This is a genomic window from Gynurincola endophyticus, assembly GCF_003991195.1.
GTDB lineage: Bacteria > Bacteroidota > Bacteroidia > Chitinophagales > Chitinophagaceae > Gynurincola > Gynurincola endophyticus.
In genome coordinates this window covers 14,095-33,191 of sequence record NZ_RCWL01000007.1, presented here as the reverse complement: position 1 = coordinate 33,191, position 19,097 = coordinate 14,095, and the positions used below count along the sequence as shown (strand labels likewise).

The 19,097-nt window shown below is 39.1% G+C and carries 14 protein-coding genes; 5 read left to right on the top strand and 9 right to left on the bottom strand.

All coding sequences use genetic code 11. The annotated features are described in order from the left end of the window. Window positions 1-260 precede the first annotated feature (260 nt). Complete coding sequence (locus D9O48_RS13215; RefSeq protein ID WP_126973459.1) at window positions 261-2,840, top strand: phosphoenolpyruvate carboxylase; 2,580 nt, start codon at window positions 261-263, stop codon at window positions 2,838-2,840. 85 nt (window positions 2,841-2,925) lie between these two features. Here the strand turns inward: D9O48_RS13215 and D9O48_RS13210 are convergent, their stop codons facing one another. From D9O48_RS13210 to D9O48_RS13195, 4 genes are all read right to left on the bottom strand, one after another. After that, window positions 2,926-4,317 carry an ammonium transporter gene (locus D9O48_RS13210; protein ID WP_126973458.1) on the bottom strand — a complete coding sequence of 464 codons (1,392 nt, stop codon included), beginning with the start codon at window positions 4,315-4,317 and terminating at the stop codon, window positions 2,926-2,928. A 251-nt stretch (window positions 4,318-4,568) separates the two neighbouring features. Further along, a complete protein-coding gene (locus tag D9O48_RS13205; RefSeq protein WP_126973457.1) occupies window positions 4,569-6,077 on the bottom strand; it encodes a glutamate synthase subunit beta in 1,509 nt (502 codons plus the stop codon). 23 nt (window positions 6,078-6,100) lie between these two features. Next, window positions 6,101-10,618 carry a glutamate synthase large subunit gene (gene gltB, locus D9O48_RS13200; RefSeq protein WP_126973456.1) on the bottom strand — a complete coding sequence of 1,506 codons (4,518 nt, stop codon included), beginning with the start codon at window positions 10,616-10,618 and terminating at the stop codon, window positions 6,101-6,103. 318 nt (window positions 10,619-10,936) lie between these two features. Then, window positions 10,937-11,596 (bottom strand): response regulator transcription factor, encoded by a 660-nt coding sequence (locus D9O48_RS13195; protein ID WP_126973455.1) that lies wholly within the window; start codon window positions 11,594-11,596, stop codon window positions 10,937-10,939. Window positions 11,597-12,255: 659 nt separating this feature from the next. On the opposite strand from D9O48_RS13195, the gene D9O48_RS13190 reads away from it, so the two are divergent. The 4 genes from D9O48_RS13190 to D9O48_RS13175 all read left to right on the top strand — a co-directional run bounded on the left by D9O48_RS13190 (window position 12,256) and on the right by D9O48_RS13175 (window position 14,909). Next, on the top strand, window positions 12,256-12,630 hold the full coding sequence (locus D9O48_RS13190; protein ID WP_126973454.1) for a hypothetical protein: 375 nt from the start codon (window positions 12,256-12,258) through the stop codon (window positions 12,628-12,630). 68 nt (window positions 12,631-12,698) lie between these two features. After that, the gene (locus D9O48_RS13185) at window positions 12,699-13,379 is read left to right on the top strand and encodes a hypothetical protein (RefSeq protein WP_126973453.1); all 681 of its coding nucleotides are present in this window, start codon (window positions 12,699-12,701) and stop codon (window positions 13,377-13,379) included. 7 nt (window positions 13,380-13,386) lie between these two features. Beyond that, on the top strand, window positions 13,387-14,220 hold the full coding sequence (locus tag D9O48_RS13180; protein ID WP_126973452.1) for a sensor histidine kinase: 834 nt from the start codon (window positions 13,387-13,389) through the stop codon (window positions 14,218-14,220). A 32-nt stretch (window positions 14,221-14,252) separates the two neighbouring features. Further along, window positions 14,253-14,909 carry a response regulator transcription factor gene (locus D9O48_RS13175; protein ID WP_126973451.1) on the top strand — a complete coding sequence of 219 codons (657 nt, stop codon included), beginning with the start codon at window positions 14,253-14,255 and terminating at the stop codon, window positions 14,907-14,909. Here the strand turns inward: D9O48_RS13175 and D9O48_RS13170 are convergent. The 5 genes from D9O48_RS13170 to coaBC form a co-directional block, all read right to left on the bottom strand. Beyond that, the gene (locus tag D9O48_RS13170) at window positions 14,906-15,565 is read right to left on the bottom strand and encodes a 3-oxoacid CoA-transferase subunit B (RefSeq protein WP_126973450.1); all 660 of its coding nucleotides are present in this window, start codon (window positions 15,563-15,565) and stop codon (window positions 14,906-14,908) included. The genes D9O48_RS13175 and D9O48_RS13170 overlap by 4 nt on opposite strands. Window positions 15,566-15,571: 6 nt before the next feature. Beyond that, complete coding sequence (locus D9O48_RS13165; RefSeq protein WP_126973449.1) at window positions 15,572-16,267, bottom strand: CoA transferase subunit A; 696 nt, start codon at window positions 16,265-16,267, stop codon at window positions 15,572-15,574. 90 nt (window positions 16,268-16,357) lie between these two features. Then, window positions 16,358-16,939 (bottom strand): DUF4296 domain-containing protein, encoded by a 582-nt coding sequence (locus D9O48_RS13160; protein ID WP_126973448.1) that lies wholly within the window; start codon window positions 16,937-16,939, stop codon window positions 16,358-16,360. Between the two features lie 8 nt (window positions 16,940-16,947). Then, window positions 16,948-17,868: a type IX secretion system protein PorD gene (gene porD / locus D9O48_RS13155; protein WP_126973447.1), complete on the bottom strand. Its 921-nt coding sequence runs from the start codon at window positions 17,866-17,868 to the stop codon at window positions 16,948-16,950. Then, window positions 17,865-19,055 (bottom strand): bifunctional phosphopantothenoylcysteine decarboxylase/phosphopantothenate--cysteine ligase CoaBC, encoded by a 1,191-nt coding sequence (gene coaBC / locus D9O48_RS13150; RefSeq protein ID WP_126973446.1) that lies wholly within the window; start codon window positions 19,053-19,055, stop codon window positions 17,865-17,867. Before coaBC ends, porD begins: the two co-directional genes overlap by 4 nt. Window positions 19,056-19,097 lie beyond the last annotated feature (42 nt).

The following is a 19,097-nucleotide window of genomic DNA, read 5'->3' as shown; positions in this document are numbered from 1 at the left end:
ATGTGAAGCTGTGTAAATCACTATTTTGTTATCGTGAATCAAATATAGGTATTGTTTACAATAACGTCTGTTAGTTTTTAAGCTTTTTTAAAAAAAATATTATTTTTTTTGACCGCATTCAACAAAAGCAAATATCTTAATAAATATTTCAATACAATATCGATTCTGTTTCAAATTCATTAAAATAAGAATATTTTATAGTATATTCGAAACTTAACCATTGGCCATATTTACTAGTTAAAAATTCTTAATAATACAATATGGATCACCAGCTGTCGAGGAGCCTGCAACAGTTTAATAATTTTGTGGGCATTAAATTTCAATTGTACAATAGCCTGTTCACTTCTCTGCCGTTTCACAGAATTGAGAAAACAGGTATCTTACTTTCTGTACTACAAAACGAGTGTGAAGAAGGCTATCAGAAAAACCTGAGCCCTAAACAGATTATCGATCAGTTTTTTGACAAACACACATCGTATGCCCAACCCAAAGACCGCTTAGATTTACTCTTCCGATTTATTCAATATGTAGAGCGTCAGGTAGTTTTATTTGATGCATTAGAGGATGCAGCTTTTCCCAAGGTAAATGATACTACCGGCATGGGTACTTTAAAGCATTTGTCTAATGAAGTAAACAGAAGAGACCTGCATGAGGCACTGGCTGAAAAGCTTAAAGAGTTTTCTATCCGCCTCGTGTTAACAGCGCACCCTACACAATTTTACCCCGGTTCCGTGTTAGGAATTATACATGATCTTGCCAAAGCTTTAGCCGAAAATGACGCTAACAAGGTTAATATGTATCTTCAACAATTAGGAAAAACTCCTTTCTTTAAAAAGCAAAAACCCACTCCATACGACGAAGCCATCAGCTTAATATGGTATCTGGAAAATGTTTTTTATCCGGCTGCCGGCAGAATTATTTCCGAATTAAAGAGCGAATACCCCGATCTGATCAATAATAACCAGTCAATCATCACAATGGGATTCTGGCCGGGTGGAGACAGAGACGGTAATCCGCATGTAACTACAGACACTACATTGAAAGTAGCTGATGAACTGAGAGGAGGAATTATAAAGTCTTACTATACCGATGTAAGAAGACTGAAAAGAAGACTCACCTTTAAAGGCTGTGATGTTATTTTAACAGATCTTGAAAAAGAACTGTACAATAATATTTTTATTCCGGGGCATCGTACAATGCTTACCAAAGAAGCTATTCTGGAAGCTTTATACAAAATCAAAGACATTATTATTTATCAACACAATGGACTTTTCTTATCCCTGGTTGAAAATTTAATCAATAAAATATACGTATTCGGATTACACTTCGCATCATTAGATATTCGCCAGGACAGTAGTGTACACGCCAGCGTATTACAGGAAATTGCAACGAAAGAAGGCTACCTTGACAAGAATTACCAGCACCTTACATCAGATCAAAAACTGGAATCGTTATCAAAAGCTAAAGGTTATACACAACCGCATTTATACGAAGACACATTAATTAAAGACGCTATCTCCACCATTCAGGCTATACAATCTATACAAGCTTACAATGGGGAACAGGGTTGTAATCGTTATATTATCAGCCATTGTGAATCAGCACTACATGTATTGGAAGTATTTCATTTGTTCTTACTGAACGGTTGGAAAGAAGAGAACTTAACAATAGATATTGTTCCTTTATTTGAAACGATCGACGATCTGAAAGGCGCTGCGGCGATTATGGAGCAATTGTATTCGCATTCGCAATACCGGGCACACCTGAAGAAGAGAAAAAACCGCCAATCGATTATGCTCGGATTTTCAGACGGAACAAAAGACGGCGGTTACCTGATGGCAAACTGGAGTATTTATAAAGCTAAAGAAGCGCTTACACAAATCTCTATGCAATACGGCATCGATGTTGTGTTTTTTGACGGACGTGGCGGCCCACCTGCCCGTGGTGGCGGCAAAACTCATAAGTTCTATGCTTCAATGGGAAATAATATTTCTAATAAAGAAATTCAACTAACCATACAAGGACAAACGGTGAGTTCAAATTTCGGAACAATAGATGCCGCACAGTTTAATATTGAACAACTGTTACACGCAGGGTTAAGTAACGGTTTACTCAATGAAAATAAAAACACACTTACCGATGATGAAGAAAACCTGTTGAAAGAGCTCGCAGAGTTATCGTTCAAATCATATATTTCATTTAAAGAAGATCCTGCATTCTTAGATTATCTGGCACATGTAAGTCCGCTAAAATTTTATAGCGCTACCAACATTGGCTCCCGTCCTGCCAAACGTGGTAGTTCTTCCAAAATCAACATGAGTGATTTAAGAGCCATTCCGTTTGTAGGCGCCTGGAGTCAATTAAAACAAAATGTAACCGGTTACTACGGCGTAGGAACGGCATTGCAAAAGATCGAACAGGATGGGCGATTAGGCGAAGTGATCAATTTATATAAAAGATCTCTTTTCTTTAAAACCCTGATTGATAACTGTGAAATGGCGATGAAAAAATGTTTCTTTCCATTAACTAACTATCTGATGAAAGATGAAACCTACAAAGATCTGTGGTTGAATATTTATGATGAATATGAGCTAACTAAAAAATATGTTCTGATGATTAGCGGACATCATGAATTAATGGCCGATTATCCTGTGGAACAACTATCAATTCAGATGCGCGACAGAATAGTACTTCCGTTGTTAACCATTCAACAATATGCAATGACAGCTATTCGTGAACTGGAAAAAGAACTGGCACCGCAGGAGCTGAAAGAAATCTATGAAAAGCTGGTTATGAGGTGTTCGTTCGGAATAATCAATGCCGGCAGAAACTCTGCATAATAGTTATCTGTTCTATATAACAACAAAGGCACTGGAGAACCAGTGCCTTTTCTAGTTAAAAATCAAAGGACATGTATCAACAGCATTATTTAAAAACTTTAATATCTAATTCTTCTTCATAAGAGTCTTCACCGCTGGTAACGAGTAAAGTTCCCTGAATATATTTTTCATTGTGCTGGGTGGTATCCAAACCAAGATCTTCTTCATGCGAGCTCACCCGTAACGGAAGAATAAAATTGATAAACTTGAAGATCAGATAACTCATCACAAAACTGAATCCGACAGAAATCAGCATCCCTTTCACCTGCGTCCAGAAGAAACCAAAGTTGCCTAACCAGAGTCCGTCAACACCATCAGCATTTACAGCACTACTGGCAAATACCCCGGTTAACAGCATTCCTACGATACCTCCCAGGCCATGACAAGGGAATACATCGAGTGTATCATCAAGGGTAGACCTTTCTTTATAATAAACGGCTATATTTGAAATCAGAGAAGCGATTACACCAATCGTAATACTTTGCGGAATAGCCACAAAACCGGCTCCGGGGGTAATTGCCACGAGGCCAACCACAGCGCCTATACAGAATCCGACAATAGAAGGTTTTTTACCACGGGCTACATCAAAAAACATCCAGGCCAGGCCTGCTGCAGCGGCGGCGGTATTAGTGGTTAAAAAAGCTGACACGCCCAACTTATTAGCACCTAAAGCAGAACCGGCATTAAAGCCGAACCAGCCAAACCATAACAAACTGGTACCGATTAATACATAAGGAATATTTGCAGGTAAAAGCTCTTTTCTTTCAAGTTTTGAACGTCTTGCTTTTAAAACAATAGCACCCGCTAAAGCTGCACAACCGGCCGAAATATGTACAACAGTACCTCCGGCAAAGTCAAGAACCCCCATTTTATAAAGAATTCCATCAGGATGCCAGGTCCAGTGAGCTAAAGGCGCATACACTAACAAACTGAATAAAACGATAAACAGAATATAAGAAGTGAAACGAATCCGCTCAGCCACAGCCCCTACAATTAAACCGGGAGTAATAATTGCAAACATGAGTTGAAAAACGGCAAATAACGACAAAGGAATCGTTCCCTTGGGTTCACCAGAGTTAACCCCCTTAAAGAAAAAATGTGTAGTGGGATCTCCGATAAAACCACCGATAGAATCTCCGAAGCAAAGGCTAAACCCTACCACAATCCACAAAATAGAAACAACACCTGCTGCTGCAACAGATTTGAAAATTGTTGAAATAACATTTTTACGGTCAACCATACCTCCGTAAAAGAGTGCCAGACCCGGAGTCATCAAAAATACCAAAGCAGCCGACACCATTACCCAGGCCATATCTGCAGGGTCATACACCCCGTTAACATCCTCAAAATCAGGCAATGACGGAATAAAAACAGCGCCGAGCGCTACCAATATCAACACTGCAAAAGGGGCATATTTTTTTAAAGTCACTTGGCTCATGGCAGTTGGGTTATGAATATATTATAATTTAATATATGTGATATATTTTAATCAAAGCTAAAGAATTTGAAACTTTTTCAAAGAAATTCATCATATATTTATTTTTATAATATTTATAATTTTAGTAAATACCCCCTTTCAAAAAGCCCTTGCTCTCCCAAAAAGTCATTTTTCCCAGCCCTCCACTCCCAAAAAAACAGTTTCGCTTCTAAAAAATAAAAAAGAGCAGCTTACGCTGCCCTTTTCTTCATTTAACCAAAACTGAGAATGTTCTTGTCTTTTCGTTCTAATATACTAGGCCTGCCTGTCAGAAATTCATCAACACTTGACGCACACTCCCTTCCTTCACTGATTGCCCACACTACCAGACTTTGCCCGCGCCTCATATCTCCCGCAGCAAATACTTTATGCATATTGGTCTGATAAGTCTGAACACCCGCCAATACATTTCCCCTATCATCAAGTGCTAAATCTAATGATTGTATCATGCCCTCTTTTTGAGGATGCAGAAATCCCATTGCCAGAAATACGAGCTCACATTCCAGCTCACGCTCCGTTCCGGGCACTTCCTCAAACCCTGCCGGACGGCCATCGCCGCTGGCGGTCCATTTCACTTCAGCTATTCTTACAGCTTTCAAATTACCCTGACCGTCGCCAATAAATGCTTTCGTAACAATCGACCACAGACGATCTGCACCTTCTTCATGAGAAGTGGTTGTTTTTAACAACATCGGATAACCCGGCCACGGCATTTGCTCCGTCCTTTCCGTAGGTGGCATTGGCATTAATTCAAATTGCGTAACCGACCTCGCGCCCTGGCGATTAGCAGTTCCTACACAATCACTACCGGTATCACCACCTCCAATTACGATCACCTTCTTCCCTTTTGCATTCACCGGCTGCTCTAACAAATTACTCTCCACATGCCCCGCATATGCAGTTGCATTTAAAGCTGCATTGCGTTTATTTTGCTGTTTCAGATACTGCATGGCGAAATAAACGCCCTTCAATTCCCTGCCAGGCACAGGTAAATCTCTCGGTACAGTTGATCCTCCCGCCAATACAATCGCGTGATACTCGCGCAGCAAATCATTGACATGTATATTTACACCAACATTCGCATTGCACAAAAACTGTACACCTTCATCTTTCATCAGCTCCACCCTTCTGTCTATCACCCATTTTTCCAACTTAAAATCCGGAATACCGTAACGAAGCAACCCTCCGGGCTGATCATCGCGTTCAAAAACAGTAACATTATGGCCGGCATAATTCAACTGTGTTGCTGCAGCTAATCCGGCAGGACCGGAACCCACTACTGCCACTTTTTTGCCCGAACGGATATTAGGCGTCTGAGGTTTCACATATCCCCTTTCAAAAGCAATTTCTATAATATGTTTTTCAATTTCCTCAATTGTAACCGGTGGCTGATTGATTCCTAATACACACGCCGATTCACAGGGCGCAGGGCATATACGTCCGGTAAATTCAGGAAAATTATTAGTAGCACTTAATATTTCATAAGCCTCCATCCAGTTTTTCTTATAAACGGCATCATTGAATTCAGGAATAACATTCCCCAAAGGGCATCCGCTATGACAAAACGGAACACCACAGTTCATGCACCGGGCAGATTGCTGATTCAATTCTTCATCAGAAAATTTCTCAACAAATTCATTATAGTGTTGCAGGCGATCCTTCACCGCTTTTTTTGAAGGTAACGCTCTTGTATATTCTAAAAAACCTGTAGGTTTTCCCATTGTTCAAAATTTTAAGGAGTTCATTATTTAGTTACCATTTCTTTCGCCCGTTGCATTTCCAATGCTTTTTTATAATCTGCAGGAAACACTTTTACAAAATATTTCATCTGGGCCTCAAGATCATCCAATATGAAACTACCTACCGTACTACCTGTATTCTGAACATGTTTCTCTATATAAGTTTGCAAAAACAGAATATCATCTTCATTAACCGGCTCTAACAACACCATTTCCTGGTTACACTTATCAGCAAACTGATTTTTATAATCATAGATGTAAGCTATTCCTCCGCTCATACCGGCAGCAAAATTCCTTCCGGTACTACCCAGAATAATCGCTCTTCCACCAGTCATATATTCACAACCATGATCACCCACACCTTCTACCACTACAGTTGCTCCGGAATTTCTTACACAGAATCGCTCACCTGCTTTACCTCTGATATAAGCTTCTCCACTCGTTGCTCCATAAAGAGCCACATTGCCTATAATAATATTGTTTTCCGGAATAAAAGAACATTGCTTCGGGGGATACACAATCAACTCGGCTCCGCTTAACCCTTTTCCAAAGTAATCATTCGCATCACCTTCCAGTTCGAGTGTAACTCCTTTCGTATTGAAAGCTCCGAAACTTTGCCCGGCTGTACCACTGAATTTATAATGAATCGTTCGATGCGGTAATCCCTGGTCTTTGTAAATCTTAGTAATCTCATTAGAAAGAATAGTACCGACAGTTCTATCGGTATTCAATATCTGATAGTGCGCCGCAACTGGCTGCTGATGCTGAATCGCCGGCGTTGCTGCCTCCAGCAGTTGCCAATCTAACACATCAGCCAATCCATGATCCTGTTTTTCCTGACAATACAAACCCGTAAATGAAGCAGCCGGTTCTTTATAGAGCACTGCACTTAAATCCAGCTTAGCATATTTCCAATGCTCAATACGGTCGCGCATACGAAGCACATCTACCTGTCCTACCATTTCATCAATGGTTCTGAAACCAAGCTCCGCCATAATTTCACGTAACTCCTGCGTAATAAACCTGAAAAAGTTCACTACATGATCTGCATTACCTGAAAAACGATTACGCAATTCAGGATTCTGAGTAGCAATTCCTACCGGACATGTATTCAAATGACATTTGCGCATCATAATACAACCTTCTACTACCAATGCAGCGGTAGCCACGCCCCATTCTTCTGCACCCAACAAAGTTGCAATGGCAATATCCCTTCCTGTTTTCATCTGACCGTCTGCCTGCACCACCACTCTGCTTCTCAATTTATTTTTCACCAGCGTCTGGTGTGTTTCAGCCAATCCTAACTCCCATGGTAATCCGGCATGACGAATCGAACTTACCGGACTAGCCCCTGTACCTCCATCATACCCGGCTATCAATACCACATCTGCTTTTGCTTTTGCAACACCTGCAGCAATAGTACCAACACCGGCCTTCGATACCAGTTTTACATTAATGCGTGCATTCCGGTTAGCGTTTTTAAGATCGAATATCAATTGAGCAAGGTCTTCAATTGAATAAATATCATGGTGCGGAGGAGGAGATATCAGACCCACTCCCGGAGTAGCATGGCGGGTTTTACCAATCCAGTCATCCACTTTATGTCCGGGCAATTGTCCTCCTTCACCAGGTTTTGCACCCTGAGCCATTTTAATCTGCAACTCATCCGCTTCTGTGAGGTAATGAGAAGTTACTCCAAATCGCGCTGAAGCCACCTGCTTGATAGCACTACGCATTGAATCACCATTTGCAAGCGGCGTATAACGACGTTCATCTTCTCCCCCTTCTCCTGTATTACTTTTTCCACCCAGGCGATTCATAGCAATAGCAAGTGTTGTATGCGCCTCCCATGAAATAGATCCGAACGACATGGCGCCGGTCGCAAATCTTTTATAAATACTTTCAGCCGGTTCTACTTCATCAATTGAAATAGAAGGCCGGGTTCTGTTAAAATCAAACAAGCTTCGCAGCGTAACCGCCTTTTCACTCTGATCATTTACCAGCTTTGAATACTTTTTAAATGTATTATAATCATTCTTGCGGGTAGAGTACTGCAACAGATGGATCGTTTGAGGATTGAAAAGATGCACTTCTCCTTTACGCTTCCATTGATAAAAACCTCCTGTTGTTAATTTCTGAACCGGATGCTGCTGCTGACTGAAACCAAAATAATGTTTCATCAAAGCTTCTGTGGCAATTTCATCCAGCCCCAGTCCTTCAATACGCGATGTAGCACCGGTAAAATACTGATTCACCACTGATTTATTGATGCCAATGATTTCAAATATCTGCGCGCCCTGATAAGATTGCAAAGTAGAAATTCCCATCTTAGAAAAAACTTTCAGCAAACCTTCATTAATGGCTTTGATATAGTTCTTCTTGAGTGTTTCCACATCCAATTCAGTACTCAACTTACCGCCGAGCTTCATATCCCGAATTGTACTCAATGCCAGGTAAGGATTGATCGCCGTAGCCCCGAACCCTAACAAACAGGCAAAATGATGTACTTCCCAAACATCCCCTGCTTCTACGATTAAGCCTACTTTTCCTCTTAACCCTTTACGGATAAGATGATGGTGCACGGCTGCTGTAGCCAGTAATGTAGGAATAGGTGCATGATCAGAATCTATCGCACGGTCTTGCAAAATCAGCACTTCGAATCCGTCTTCAACTGAATCTACTGCATACCTGCAAATTCTGTCTAATGCTTTTTTCATTGATCCCGGCTTACCATCTGCCCTGAAATAACATTGTAATGTTTTTGCCTGGAATATACCTGTATCTATACTTCTGATTTTTTCTAACTCATGATTGGTTAATACCGGATGTTTCAAAGCGACCGTATGACAACACAGCGGATCTTCCACCAGCAGATTTCCATTGCTTCCTACAAAGGTGGCCAATGACATTACCATTTTTTCACGAATAGGATCGATCGGCGGATTGGTTACCTGTGCAAAAAGTTGTTTAAAATAACTGCTAAGGTGCTGCGGCTGATCGCTCAATACGGCAAGTGGTGTATCGGTTCCCATTGAACCGATAGGTTCTTTTCCGTCTAATGCCATCGGAGCAATAATCACATCGAGATCTTCTGTTGTATAACCGAAAGCTTTATGATACCGGTGAATCTGATCAGACTCGAGATGGGTAAACATTACTCTCGGTTCAGGCAATTCATTTAAACGGATTTTATATTTATTTAACCAGTCGGCGTAAGGTTTTTGCGAGCAGATTTCAGCTTTCAGTTCATCGTCGCTGATAATTCGTCCCTGCTCTATATCAACAACAAACATTTTTCCTGGTTGTAATCTTCCTTTTTCTTTAATCAGGGTTGGATGCACCGGTAATACACCGGCTTCTGATGCCATAATAACGCGGTCATCGGTAGTAACACAAAACCTGGAAGGCCGTAACCCATTTCTGTCGAGTGTAGCGCCGATCATTCTTCCATCAGTAAACGAAATAGATGCCGGGCCATCCCAGGGCTCCATTAACGCTGCATGAAATTCATAGAAAGATTTTTTCACCGGATCCATCGATTCATTACCATCCCATGCTTCAGGAATCAGCATCATCATCACCTGTGGTAATGACCTGCCGGTAAGAGTCAGTAACTCAACCATATTATCGAGACAAGCAGAATCTGATTGTCCTTCAGTAATAATCGGTAGTAACATTTCCATTTCTTCTTTCGAGAAATAGGGAGTGATAAAAGACTGCTCTGCTGTTTTTAACCAGTTAAGGTTACCCTGCAGTGTATTGATTTCTCCATTATGAGCAATATAACGGAAAGGCTGTGCGAGTTTCCACGAAGGAAAAGTGTTGGTAGCAAAACGGGAATGCACCAAACCAAAAGCACTTACTACTTTTTTATTTTGCAGATCCGGAAAGTATCCACGCACCTGTTTAGAGGTAAGCTGTCCCTTATAAACAACTGTTTTATAAGAAAGAGAAGCGATATAAAAACCGATTTCGTCTTTTCTTACTGTATTATGAATCGTGTGTGACGCATAATTTCTCAGTACAAATAGCTTACGTTCGAAAGCCTCAGGTGATTGGATATGATCGGGACATGCGATAAAAACCTGTTCCATTTCCGGCTCAACACTCAATGCTGTTTGACCGATATCATAAGTATTGACAGGAACTTTCCGGTAAGTAATAATTTCGAGGCCGAGGGTTTCAACAGTTCTGTTGAAAATTTCACGGCATTCTTCGCGCAGGCGAATGTCTTTCGGAAAAAAAAGTACACCGACGCCATATTTTGCGAACGGCGGGAGATGGGTATTGAGCTTTAAACATTCTTCAAAGAAAAACTCATGTGGAATTTGAATCATAATACCGGCACCGTCGCCGGAGTTAGCTTCACAGCCACATGCGCCCCGATGTTCCATGTTTTCAAGCACGGTGAGGGCATCTGCAATATGCTGATGCGATTTGTGCCCTTTGATATTCGCTACGAAGCCAATACCGCAGGCATCATGTTCAAAAGATGGGTGATACAGTCCTTGATTGCTTGCCATTAGTTATAGTTTAGAAAGTAGAAACAACGATCTATTCGGATCTTCTATAGGAATTGAAAATCACGGCAAGCAACTCTACTAAAAATACAAAAAAAATCCCTTTTTAGTAAATATTATCTAAAATATTTAAATATGAACAATATTATATCTAAAACAAAAGAATATTTATTGAAGTTTATTCATTAACAATCAATCAACTATAAAAAGTAATGTTTTAAAGTCTTGTGTAGAAAGGAGGGTATATAACAAAAAAAGCTGCAGGCAGCAGAATTGCGCCATACAGCATTTATACATTTCGTTATTATTGGTAGCGTAAAATTAGTCGATCAATCTGTTTCTCATTCCGTACATAATAAGTCCGGCGATCGTTTTCGCGCCGACTTTATTTTTCATATTCTGCCTGATTGTTTCGATAGTACGTGGGCTCAGGAACACTTCTTTCGAAATTTCGTCAGTCGTTTTATCCTGTGCAATCAGTCGCAGAATATTAATTTCTTTTTCAGAAAACTTAATGGGGTTGGGATAGAACTGACGAACCTGTTTTTTAGTTTGCAGTTTAGAGAGCACTGCTTTGTTCACTAGATCATTAAAATAGAAATCGTCATTCATGCAAGACAAGATAGCCTGATAGATTTCATCAGGATCGGAGGTTTTGGTAAGATAGGCATTTGCGCCCATTTCCATCATTTTGGTGATCATTTCCTGATCATCATACATGGTAAGAATAATGATTTTAATATCTGCATATTCTTTTCGTAAAATTCCGATTGCATTCACGCCATCCACTTCAGGCATTCGGATATCCATTAAAAGCACGTCGGGCTTTTTCATTTTAATCTTATGCATGAGGTCTTTACCGTCTTCAGCCTCCCACAACAGCTTTAAATAATCTCTATCTTTTAATGCCATACGGATGCCATCACGGAAGATTTTATGATCATCAGCTATTGCTACTTTAATTACCAAATCAGAACTCATTTTCAACCAGGTTATTATGGGTTATAAATAGTCTTTATAAAACGTAATTACACGATATTTAAAGATATCGATTTCAATCGATTACACAAGAGCCTTACAAATAAACGGATTGTATATCGATCTTCAAAGTTTAAAAGGGAAAATAATTGGTCACATTTTTACGGCTATCGTAAATTTACTAATCACTTAGTAAAAACTGAATATTGATAATCAGGTACTTATTCTCTTGTATGGCAGAACATATGTAGGTATATTTGTATATCCTATATGAAACTATGTGCTGACATGAAGCACTGACTATCCAATTGATATGATAAAACCGTTATAAGGCGTGCTCCGCTTTTAAAATCTGCATCCTTTAAAACGCTTAGTCAGAAAACTTATTGTGGGTTATCCACAATGTGGATAAGCGTAACTTTGAGTCCAAAATCCATGGGAAATTTTCTATTTCCGTTTTAGTAGTTTTACGAAATTAGCAACGTAAAAGTACTCAATTTTTCATCGTAAATAAACGATAAAAAATATCGGAAACTCACTATCCTTCAATACTTTAACCTTTTTTCCTATTTTCTTTACGAAAATAACCTGTTGTCCATATTTGGTTTTTAGAGGTCTTTTACACCGAACTACTATTCTAAAAACCTCGAAAAAAATTCCTTATGACACAACAGGAAATTGGAGTAAAAAAATCTATTTCTCAAATTGGAGAAGCCATTCCGCATGAGTTAGGGTTTGAAATGATTAAAGATTATTACACTGCTAATCCTACAGAACACGCTCAAGTAATTGGCAAAAACATTATCCTTGAAATTTTAGCACAACCAGGTTGTGAAGGTATTCGTTTCCACCACGCATACAATGAAGCCGGAGAAAAAACTTTGGTTTACATGGGTATTGACGCGCAAGGAAAATCGATTGTTGAATACAACTTAGTAAACACCACAGGTGAAATTACTAAGAAACAAGCAATCGTAGCCGACAGATCTTCTAAATCTGAGTGGATTGCTGATATCTGGGAGTGGTTGTGGAGTTAATTTATAAATTTATACTTGACTATTCGATAAAAGGCTTTTATATTTGAGTGTAACTCAAGATTTAAGCCTTGAACCAAATAATAGCAAATACAAGTATATTATCCCCATTATTACCCATAGTCGTTTTCTTATTTCTTAAAAAAAGGAATAACAGAAAACCACTATGGGTAATTTTTATATATTTAATACTTACCTTCTTATTTGATGCAGTAAGAAGTGTAACCCAGGATCAATTTCTTGAATTTTATCTGTTCAGGGCCTTTACAGTTATTGAATACTTTTGTTTTTCTTATTACCTCTATTCTATTCTTACTATCAGTTTCAAAAAGTGGCTGATTCCGTTAGTAGGTATTTTTATCATTGTTATCAATATCAAATATGTAATCGGTGTAGAAATTATTGAAGAATTTGACGCTGTTACCACTTCTATTGAGGCTATTTTAATCATCCTCTTGAGTATTACCTACTTTTATGAAGTAATACAACGTAATACCGTATCTATCATATATGCCAACAAGTCCTTTTGGATTGTTGCTGCTATGCTCGTTTACCTCTCAGCAAATCTTTTCTTATTTATTACCTCCAAGTATTTAACTCCGGAAGAAAGAAATTTTTATTGGTTCATCAACGACACATCCAACACTTTGAAAAATATTCTTTTCACTATAGCGTTTATATTACCTGTTAGTGAGAACAATCAACCTAAGAAAGAGTTCCATTCCTATGACGAGCACCCATTTTTAAACTAAAAAACACATGTTCTTCATTCAAATAAGTAACCATCAAAGTCCGGTTTCACTAGTACTGTTTTTCGGAACAGTAGGAATGCTGGCACTTACGATAGGCTTGATTGTATTTATTATATTTCATCAGCGCAAGGTAATTCGTTACCAGATGCGTTTGCAAAAGTTGGAGCAGGAACAGCAGAAAATGCTCTTAAACGCCTCTATCCGTTTACAGGAAGAAGAGCGTCAACGGATAGCAGCAGATTTACATGACGATGCAGGTCCTTTATTGGCTACTGCCCGTCTGTATTTAAATGAAAATCTTGTCAATCTTGATAAATCGTCTCAATTACAAAGCATTTATAATGCTAAACAAATTATCGACGATACGATTCAGTTAATCCGGAATATATCACATAGCCTGATGCCGCCCACTTTAAAGAACTTCGGTTTAGAATCTGCGGTAAATGACCTTTTTCAAAAGATCAGCGGCTCCGGTTCAATGAATGCCACGTCAAGATTTCATGAATATAAAGAGCGTTTACACCCTGATACCGAACTGATTATTTTCCGTGTTATTCAGGAGTTAGTGAATAATATTATCAAACATAGTAACTCCAGCTTTATCCACTTAACACAGAACCTGGGCGGTAATAAACTTTATATCAGAATGCACCATGATGGAAAGGGTATTACTCAGCAGGATTTTGAACGGTTAAGTAAAAGTTTTAATGCAGGACTAGGTCTGAAAAATATTCAAAGCAGGTTAAGGTTGCTGCATGGATTAATTTTGTTTGAAAAAGATGCATCTCAGAGTTACTATAAAGTAACGATTGAGATACCGACGAATGACGAAGATGAATAACTGATTTTTTAAAACGCCAATATCTAAGATTTATGGGTCCGATTAAAGTAGCAATAGCTGATGATCATAAAATTTTCCGCAAGGGCGTAATTCTATCGTTACGTCCTTACACTAATATTCGTTTTGTTTTCGAAGCGGAAAACGGGCAGGAATTATTGGATACCCTCGGTACAGCTGAAGAAATGCCGGATGTTATTTTGATGGATTTGAGAATGCCATTAAAAGACGGAATTGAAACCACTAAAATTGTAGCCAAACAATATCCCAGTATTTTCGTCATTGCTTTAACCATGTACGAAGACGAACGTTTCGTGAGTCATATGATGGAGATTGGCGCTAATGGTTACCTGTTAAAAAGTGCCGATCCTTCAGAGATTAAAAAAGCAATCACAGAAGTAACCAGCAAAGGTTACTACCTCAATAATTTCGTCAATAGAATTCTATTAAAAAAATCACATGCCCGTCAAAAAGTAATTCCAAACCTGAATTCAGAAATTACGCTGAGTGAAAGAGAGCGTGATGTAGTGAAATACATTTGTATGGAGTATACGGCGCATGAAATTGCCCAAAAAATGGAAATCAGTCCTCGAACCGTAGAAGCCATCAAGGACCGATTAATGGAAAGATTCGGCTCTAAAAACACAGCGGGGCTGGTTTTCTTTGCCGTTAAAAATAATTTGATCGATTAAATTTTCATTTCTTTTACATCGGGGCTAACAATTAGTTTACCGAGTGTTTTAGTCTGTACTTCTTCTACTGTTACCCCGGGAGCTGTCTCTTTTAGAATGAAGCCTACACCCGGTTCAATCTCCAGTACTGCCAGCTCGGTAATGACCTTTTTTACACAGCTCACACCGGTTAATGGTAAAGTACACTCCGGAAGTAATTTAGATTCTCCTTTGGGATTCGTATGCATCATAGCCACGATAATATTTTTAGCGCTCGCTACCAGATCCATCGCACCACCCATGCCCTTCACCATTTTATTCGGAATTTTCCAGTTGGCAATATCTCCTTTTTCGCTGACTTCCATTGCCCCCAGTACTGTCAGGTCAACCTTTCCTGCTCTGATCATTCCGAAACTCTCTGCACTATCAAAGAATACACTTCCCGGAATTACCGTCACGGTTTCTTTACCGGCATTAATCAAATCGGCGTCTATTTCTTCTTCTGTAGGATAAGGTCCTATTCCCAACATCCCATTTTCAGATTGTAACATGACTGAAATACCTTCCGGAATATAGTTAGCTACCAGTGTAGGAATACCAATTCCCAGATTTATATACATACCGTCCTGCAGTTCTTGTGCAATCCGTTTTGCGATACCGTATTTATCTAAAGCCATAATAAATTATTTGATTTGAACAGTTCTTTTTTCGATGCGTTTTTCATACTGATTTCCCTGAAATATTCTGTGAACATAAATTCCTGCCACATGAATCTGATCAGGATCCAAAGCGCCCAATGGTACTAATTCTTCTACTTCAGCAATGGTAATTGTACCGGCTTTTGCCATAGAAGTAGAAAAATTTCGTGTTGTTTTCCTAAACAACAGATTTCCTGCCGGGTCGCCTTTCCATGCTTTTACGATAGCAAAATCAGCATGTAACGCATGTTCCATCAAATAGTGTTTCCCATTAAAAACTCTGACTTCTTTACCTTGGGCTATTTCTGTGCCGTAACCTGCAGGAGTGAAGAATGCAGGTATTCCCATACCGGCCATTTGAATCCGCGTAGCAAGTGTTCCCTGAGGAATTAAATCTACCTCAAGTTCACCATTTAGTAATTGCCGTTCAAACTCGGCATTTTCCCCAACATATGAACTCATCATTTTTTTGATCTGACGAGTTTTGAGCAAAATACCTAAGCCGAACTCATCAACACCTGCATTATTAGAAATACAAGTAAGTTCTTTTACATTTTTATCCGCCAGTGCACGGATACAGTTTTCAGGAATGCCACATAACCCGAATCCACCTAACATGATGGTAGCACCATCCTGAATATCGTGAATTGCGGTAGTAGCATCTGCAACAATTTTATTCATAGCAAGCATCATTTATACGCTAAATATAGTAAGTTTTGTAGCCGTATAAAAGTGTGTTGTTGAATTTATTGTTATTATTAACCTAAATCATTATTGAGAAAGCGGGCGTGATGCAGGCTGCACCTTAGTGATAGAGTCTTTCAGTGAATTGATTATTTTTTTAACAGAGTCTGGTTCTGCACTTTTGAGCTTAGCTGAATCATTATGATTCAACAAACTATCTGCCTGTTCTATGAATGAAGAATCTTTACCTGTTTTTAAAGTATCATTCTGCAGATTCAATAATGAGTCCTGTTCTTTCAATTGTGCTTCTTCGAGTTCTTGTTGTTCCTGTTCACGTTGTAATTTAACAGCCTCACGTTTTTTATTGAGGTCAACATAAATCGCTTTCAATTGATCGGGGCGCGAAACATAATAATCCATCGATTCTTTAAATTGATCATAATCGATATTATGTACCGCAAAGACTTCTGCATAGCGGGTAAAACGTTCTTTTTCTACATCCAGGGTTTGATTATATTTCACGTATTGCTCGATAAATCTATCTGCCAGCATCATATCCCATAAAACATCCTGCATTTTAGCCGGTTGCAGGTATTGTTGTGGTACACTATTCAGATCGCTACAGGCAGTTCCCATCAAAAAAACGATTATAATCATCCAATACTTCATAGTAAGCGCTATTTCAACTCTTGTTTATAGGTGTTCGCATTTGTGACATCAATTTTCATTAAAATGTCGCGAGCTTTATTTTTTAGTTCGGGAGTTGCCTTTTTATAAATTCCAATCAGCTCCCGTTGTTTACCCTGCAAAAATAAAGGTAAGATCATTGTATTATTAAACTCAGCATGAAATGCCTCCAACTTTAACAAAGCAGCTAAAATAGAAGCCCGTGCTTCCGGTTCTTTGTCATACATCTTATCCAGCCCCAGTCTGTAGTAAGTAAAAAATGCTTCTCTTATATCTTTGTACTTAGGATTGGTTAGATTATCCATCATCCAATACCGGTTTCTCATTCCGTCAAACGCTTTCCACCCTACTATATCACTTCCTTCAGGAGCATTATTCACGATATTCTGCATTTTGTTAAAATACAAAGTTCCTGTATTCAAAGAAAACGAATCATAATCCATTCCCAGAATTAAGTTTACATAAAAAGCGAGTATTGCCGTCAGATTGGCTGACAAAGGTTCACTGCCACTGATACGATTTTCATTAAATGCCAGGGGTTGAAATTCTATATATCTGAAAGTGACCTGTTCGTCAATAAAGTTCACCAGCGGACTTTCATAACTGGTATTATAAATCGGACGGGCAGCTTGCACCGACAAACTTGCCTTGTATACATTTTCACTTATCTGATCGCTGATATTCAATAAAAACTGGCAGTTAATTTTTTCATTGGTCTGAAAATTTTCCCTTGTCCATTTTTGATTATTCAAAAAGCTATTCAATGCCTGTTGCAAGGTTTGGAATATCTTTTTATCAACTTTTGAACCTACACGATCAGCATTTATCATAACGCGTGCTTCTAACTCCTGAGTATAGGCGCAGATGGTGCTTATAACAAAAAAAATAGTAGTCAGAAACTTTTTAATCATGCTGTTATTTTTTGAATTTCAGCGAGAATAGCTTTCGCTACATTATCCTTAGACTGGTTTGGAAATGCCTGCGGTTTTTGCTGATGAGTAAAGATGGTAACGGTATTGGTATTGTATCCGAATCCTGCATTCGGATCCTGCAATGAATTCATTACAATCATATCTGCATTTTTGCGTTGCAATTTTTCTTGCGCATACGCTTCTGCATTATGTGTTTCCAGTGCGAATCCTACAACGATCTGACCATTGCTTTTTTCTTTTCCCAAAACACCTAATATGTCTTTTGTTTTTTTCAGGTGAAGAGATAATGCATCACCCGACTTTTTTATTTTTTCTTCTGCTACTGTTTCCGGAGTATAATCGGCCACGGCAGCTGATAAAATAGCTATATCAAAGTTTTTTTGTTCCTTCATTGCCGCCTGAAACATTTCTTCTGCGGTTTCTACTTTTACCACATTTACTGGTAAAGCGCTGATATCTATGGATGAAGGGCCTAACACCAGCGTCACTTCGGCGCCGGCAGCAGCTGCGGCTTTTGCAAGTGCAATCCCCATCTTTCCACTCGAGCGGTTACCTATAAAACGAACGGGGTCAATCGGTTCATATGTGGGACCTGCCGTTATTAATACTTTTTTTCCCAATAATATTTTGGGGGTAAAAAAGTGCTCAATTGCCTGTAAGATTGTTTCAGGTTCAGCCATTCGACCCATCCCAAATAAACCACTGGCTAATTCACCTTCCTCACTCGGAATAATATGATTACCGAAACTGCTGATTTTTTCAAGGTTTAACTGTGTGCTTTTATGGTGCCACATATCTTCATCCATAGCCGGAGCAATCCACACCGCACAGGTAGCACTCAGATAAGTAGCTAATAACATATTATCGCACAATCCGTTAGCCATCTTAGCAATCGTATTACAGCTAGCCGGAGCAATGAGCATTAAATCGGCCCATCTACCCAATGCAACATGATTTTCCCAGGCCTGTTCATTAAATAAATCAATAATCACCGGTCTTTTCGAAAGCGTAGAAAGTGTTAACGGAGTAACAAAATCTTTGGCTGCCGGAGTCATGATAATCTGTACTTCAGCACCCGCTTTTATCAACAGGCGGGTTAATAGTATTGCTTTGTAGGCAGCAATCCCACCAGTGATACCAACAATAATTTTTTTACCCTTGATCATAGTTATAAAGGTAATTTGTTTAACGGACAAATGAAAAAAGTG

Coding starts and splice junctions, on each gene's coding strand:
- D9O48_RS13165 (WP_126973449.1), bottom strand. CDS start 16,267: ATGAATAAAATTGTTGCAGATGCTACTACCGCAATTCACGATATTCAG.
- D9O48_RS13160 (WP_126973448.1), bottom strand. CDS start 16,939: ATGAAGTATTGGATGATTATAATCGTTTTTTTGATGGGAACTGCCTGT.
- D9O48_RS13170 (WP_126973450.1), bottom strand. CDS start 15,565: ATGGCTTTAGATAAATACGGTATCGCAAAACGGATTGCACAAGAACTG.
- D9O48_RS13205 (WP_126973457.1), bottom strand. CDS start 6,077: ATGGGAAAACCTACAGGTTTTTTAGAATATACAAGAGCGTTACCTTCA.
- D9O48_RS13180 (WP_126973452.1), top strand. CDS start 13,387: ATGTTCTTCATTCAAATAAGTAACCATCAAAGTCCGGTTTCACTAGTA.
- coaBC (WP_126973446.1), bottom strand. CDS start 19,055: ATGATCAAGGGTAAAAAAATTATTGTTGGTATCACTGGTGGGATTGCT.
- D9O48_RS13190 (WP_126973454.1), top strand. CDS start 12,256: ATGACACAACAGGAAATTGGAGTAAAAAAATCTATTTCTCAAATTGGA.
- porD (WP_126973447.1), bottom strand. CDS start 17,868: ATGATTAAAAAGTTTCTGACTACTATTTTTTTTGTTATAAGCACCATC.
- D9O48_RS13175 (WP_126973451.1), top strand. CDS start 14,253: ATGGGTCCGATTAAAGTAGCAATAGCTGATGATCATAAAATTTTCCGC.
- D9O48_RS13195 (WP_126973455.1), bottom strand. CDS start 11,596: ATGAGTTCTGATTTGGTAATTAAAGTAGCAATAGCTGATGATCATAAA.
- gltB (WP_126973456.1), bottom strand. CDS start 10,618: ATGGCAAGCAATCAAGGACTGTATCACCCATCTTTTGAACATGATGCC.
- D9O48_RS13210 (WP_126973458.1), bottom strand. CDS start 4,317: ATGAGCCAAGTGACTTTAAAAAAATATGCCCCTTTTGCAGTGTTGATA.
- D9O48_RS13215 (WP_126973459.1), top strand. CDS start 261: ATGGATCACCAGCTGTCGAGGAGCCTGCAACAGTTTAATAATTTTGTG.